Consider the following 4,419-nt stretch of genomic DNA (forward strand, 5'->3'; position numbering starts at 1 on the left):
TCCTCGGGCTCATCGAGCGCCTGCAGGGCGGCGGTGCGCCATTGCTCGAGCGTCTGGGGATACACGCCATGCTCGCGGCACCAGGCCCCTTTGCTCGCCTCGTCCATCGCGGCGGTCGAGAGCACCGCTTCGAATCGGGCCCCCGCACTCCAGCCCCGCTCGCCAACGGGCTGGGAGAGCGCCTCGGCTCGCCAGCGCGCTAGCGTCGCAGCTGAAATGCTCAGCTCTCGCGCCAGCGTCTGCACCGCGACACTTTCTGGCGGCAACAGCCGTGCAACCGCCCTGTCCTTGAAGGACTGTCCGTATCTGGCCACTTCGTTCTTCCTTTGTCGCCCTCTGGTTTCAGGATCTATCGAGACGACAACTATTCTGACACAGAGGGTTAGGGAACCTCTGCACTACCCCGCCCACTCGTTCGTGGCGACGAGTTCAGGGTCAATATCGTTTCGTAGGATGGGATCGAAACAGATGCTGAACGGTTCTTGGGCTCCAGCAAGCCCCTTCGTGGGCCCTCTGCAGCCTCATCCGGCCCCAGTGAGCCCACTGCGGGCGCACTTATCCCGTCGCAGCCAGCAAGGCTTTGCGCGCCAGCCACAGATTGACCAGCGCAAACAGGACGTTGAGCTGCGCGCCGTTCTTGGCCAAGCCTCGATAGGGCGTCTTGCGGTAGCCAAACTGGCATTTGAGTACCCGAAACGGATGCTCACCCTTGGCACGAATGCGCGCCTTGGTGCGTTCCAAGGCATCCATCACCTGGCCAAGAAAAGTGCGCTTGTCCAATGCCCGGCGCTTGCCCGGCCGCATGGCCACGTGCCAAGCGACTTGCTTGCCCTGGTTTTCCGCTCGCTTGTCCACTCCCTGATAGCCCGCATCGGCAAAGACGTCGGTCTCTTGCCCGTGCAAGAGCCGATGCGCCTGCGTCACATCCGAGACGTTGGCAGCGGTGGCCACCACCGTGTGTACCAGCCCTGTCTCGGCGTCGACCCCAACGTGCGCTTTCATGCCGAAGTACCACTGGTTGCCCTTCTTCGTCTGGTGCATCTCAGGGTCGCGCTCACGGCGGGCGTTCTTGGTCGAGCTGGGAGCAGCAATGAGCGTGGCATCCACGATGGTGCCGCTCTTGAGCATGAGGCCACGCTCGGTCAGGATGCGATTGACCGTCTCGAGGATACGCTGGCTCAGGCCGTGTTGCTCCAGCAGGTGGCGAAAGCGCAGGATGGTGCTCTCATCCGGCACGACATCCACCCCCAGGTCCAGACCAACAAAGCTCGCCAGCAGCGGCGTGTCGTACAAGGCTTCCTCCACCGCCGGGTCCGACAGACCAAACCACTGCTGCAAAAAATGAATCCTCAGCAGCTTCTCTACCGCAAAGGGTGGCCGCCCACCCTTGGGACCCGCCTTCGGCGCATACGGCTCGATGAGTGCGACCAACTCTGCCCACGGCACCACACGGTCCATCTGCTCCAAAAACGCACGCTTGCGGGTGCGCTTGGCGCGCAGCTCAAAGCCCGTATACATCGGCGCCTCCAGACTCATCTGCTTCATGTCGCTATTGTCCCATCCCGGCAGTCTGGCAGGAAGGTTTTGCAGACCTTCCTTAGGCTGGTGGCAGATGCTGTGTGGATTGATGTTTGTGTGGGCATGGGCCTACCGAACAGAGGTGAGCGAAGTCGTCGCGGGCACATAGAGAGGATGGCGGGGTTGCCCAAGCTTGGTAAGGCCCAAGCACAGCATGGATGGGAAGAGTGCCGCGACTTCTTGGCCTCTGTTCATAAGTGTGCCGTGATTGCCCCAGGCGCCAACGACTGCAGTGCTTTGCTTGGCCAAACGCTCTAGCCAATGATTGTTCTCCGGCCCGATTGGGTCGGTGGCTGTTTGAAGATCCGTCGGGTAAGGTGATCGGAAAGCAAATAGGTTGCCGACGATGATTCCGCCGTGGCCCCATTGCTTTGCGAAAGAGATGCAGCGCCGAATGGTTGGGTCGTCTTGTGACTCGTTTGCTGTCGATGGGTTGAGCATTACGAACAGCACTGGAGGAGCGTCTGACCAGCGACGCCAAAGCGCGTAGCGATATGTCTTGCAGGGGGAGAACTCAGCGCCTGTTTGCATAAGAGGCCTAACGTTGGAATTAACGGGCGCGCTTTAGCGCGTCCCTGTTGAATGATTTGTTAGCTTTTCTTTGTGCTTAGCCCACCACATGTCTATCACCGCATACATTTCAGGCTTAAATTCCGAGATGTAATCATCAGCTACGCCCTGTGCCCCTGTGGCATGCGGTAGGACAACAACAGTCAGCTTCTCATACTGCTGAAAACCAAATCGGAAGCGCCTTCGTGGCTTACCGTTGAAATATACGTCTTTTTGAAGCCACCTAGTTTCCCCTTTACGAGCGCCAAAGATGGATTCGACCCTAATGCTTAGGGCAGGTGAAGTAAATGCCCAAAGAAGTTCTCTGCCAAAGAAAAAAATTACGCTTGGTTTCAATGCTTCGCACGTCTGGAAGAATGACTCGTTATTCTCGATGCATGCCTGCTGAGTGTTTATGCCATCCATATTGTTTGAGCATGTTTGTAGCCAGTTTGTTTGAACGATTGACCTTTCGAACGAACCTGCTCTCTCGCTACTTCGTGCAAGCTCGTAGCCCCATAGTGAAAACCAAGAAACAATACGATTCCTAAATGGATAGTCATTGACCTCGCCGTCTGAAAAAAAAGATTTATGCGGGTCTGCCCTGTTAATTCCGGCAGCATCTTGTCGCTCATCTTCTTTACTATAGCCGTGATTTAGGCCGCATAGTAGAAGTCCTCCTTCTCTATTTTCGCGGCCAATCAATGTGTGAACTGGCAATTCAATCATCGAGTTACCAGAGCCTTAGAGCCAATTGACCAGCAATAACTAAAATTGGCGATCTTCCTATTTCGTAGGTATTAGATGAGTTAGCGCCGGTTTTTGGTTTTGCTTTTTGACCTTCAATAACCCATGTATTTGAGAAAGATGCTCCTGTTTTTGGCTTCAATTCTTTGCCATCCCAAATCCAAGTGTTTGAAAAGGACGCACCGGTTTTTGGTTTTATTTCCTTGCCATCAAAAACCCAAGTGTTTGAAAAAGAGGCGCCACTTTTTGGCTTGAGTTCTTTTCCGTCACAGACCCAGTTGCTCGGTAGTTCAATTTTATTCGCCATAATAATATCCTTTGTTTATCTAGAAGCTAGGTGTCGTGTCCCGGCTGATTGGTAACACGTCTGTTGAACAGTTCGGGGTGTGATCGCTGCCATTGTTTCATGGCCTGGCGGAACAAGTCAAGATAGTTGTCGCCTGATTCATGCAATCACCTGCCTTCTATTTCAGCTTGGGTAGAGTCCCGAACGACGCTGTCCCGTTCCGGGTTGAGCGTGACGGCCCCGATCGGTGTCCAGTCCCGTGTCTGCCCGGACCAGCGCGCCGGGTGACGTTCGCGGGCTTGAAGATAGGTCTGGTGCCGTGCCGCCAGGATCGCATGGTCTTCCCCGGTATGCCGTTGGGCGGGGGTGACGTAGCGCAGGCCGCTGTGGCGGTGCTCGACGTTGTACCAGTGCACGAAGTGCTGTCCCCACTGGCGGGCTTCGTCCAGGCTGGCGAAGCCGCGCGCCGGGAATTCGGGGCGGTACTTCGCCGTTTTGAAGAGCGATTCGACGAAGGCGTTGTCGTCGGACACCCTGGGGCGAGAGTATGAGGGCTTGATCCCCAGCCAGTGCAGCATCGCCAACACCGTGGTGGCCTTGAGCGTGCTGCCGTTGTCGCCGTGCAGCACGGGTTTTTCCGGCAGGGCGTGGAGGCCTTCGGCCAACGCGGTGCGCTTGAGCAGGCTCACCGCGTGTTCTGCCTCATCGGCGGCATGAATCTCCCAGCCGACGATCTTGCGGCTGTACAGATCCATGATCAGATACAGGTAGAACCACTGCCCCTTCACGTGGGTGGGCAGGTAGGTCATGTCCCAGCACCACACTTGTCCGGGGGCGCTGGCTACGTGCGTCGTCGGCGCTCGCGTGCGCTGCGGCGCACGGCTGCGCCCACGGTGACGGGTTTGTCCGTGGGCACGCAGCACGCGCTGAAAGCTCGATTCGCTGGCAAGATAGACGCCCTCGTCGGCCAGCGTGGGGACGATGCGCGCCGGGGGTTGGTCGGCGAAACGGGGCTCGTTGGCCAACGCCTGGATCCTCGCCAGTTCTTCGTCGCTGAGCGCATGCGCCGGCTGCGCACGCTTTGCCAGGGGCCTGCGGTCCCCCTGGCGCAGTCCTTCCTGCGCTTTCCAGCGCTGCAGGGTGCGCAGCGTCATGCCTGCGACCTCGCAGGCCGGGCGTAGGCGCGCGCCGGCTGCGTGTGCCTCATCGATGTGTCGGACCAGTGTTTGGCGATCTTCCAGGCCGATCATGCGTCCTCG

At 57.9% G+C, this 4,419-nt stretch carries 6 protein-coding genes; all 6 read right to left on the reverse strand.

All coding sequences use genetic code 11. From position 1 onward, the window contains the following. Nucleotides 1–314, reverse strand: a 314-nt coding sequence (locus tag EPD81_RS10515) for a transposase (RefSeq protein ID WP_142805392.1), incomplete at its 3' end; no start/stop codon positions are given. 241 nt (nt 315–555) lie between these two features. Continuing rightward, nucleotides 556–1,545 (reverse strand): IS5 family transposase, encoded by a 990-nt coding sequence (locus tag EPD81_RS10520; RefSeq protein ID WP_066708478.1) that lies wholly within the window; start codon nt 1,543–1,545, stop codon nt 556–558. A gap of 102 nt (nt 1,546–1,647) precedes the next feature. Next, the gene (locus EPD81_RS10965) at nt 1,648–2,109 is read right to left on the reverse strand and encodes a DUF1643 domain-containing protein (RefSeq protein WP_142805393.1); all 462 of its coding nucleotides are present in this window, start codon (nt 2,107–2,109) and stop codon (nt 1,648–1,650) included. Nucleotides 2,110–2,142: 33 nt separating this feature from the next. Next, nucleotides 2,143–2,856 carry a hypothetical protein gene (locus EPD81_RS10530; protein ID WP_142805394.1) on the reverse strand — a complete coding sequence of 238 codons (714 nt, stop codon included), beginning with the start codon at nt 2,854–2,856 and terminating at the stop codon, nt 2,143–2,145. A gap of 4 nt (nt 2,857–2,860) precedes the next feature. Further along, nucleotides 2,861–3,181, reverse strand: a complete 321-nt coding sequence (locus EPD81_RS10535) for a hypothetical protein (protein WP_142805395.1) — start codon at nt 3,179–3,181, stop codon at nt 2,861–2,863. Nucleotides 3,182–3,327: 146 nt separating this feature from the next. After that, nucleotides 3,328–4,419 (reverse strand): IS3 family transposase (locus tag EPD81_RS10540; protein WP_142805396.1); only part of this gene is annotated, 1,092 nt, incomplete at its 5' end.

The organism is Tepidiphilus sp. J10 (genome assembly GCF_006980785.1).
In the GTDB taxonomy this organism is placed as follows: Bacteria; Pseudomonadota; Gammaproteobacteria; order Burkholderiales; family Rhodocyclaceae; genus Tepidiphilus; species Tepidiphilus olei.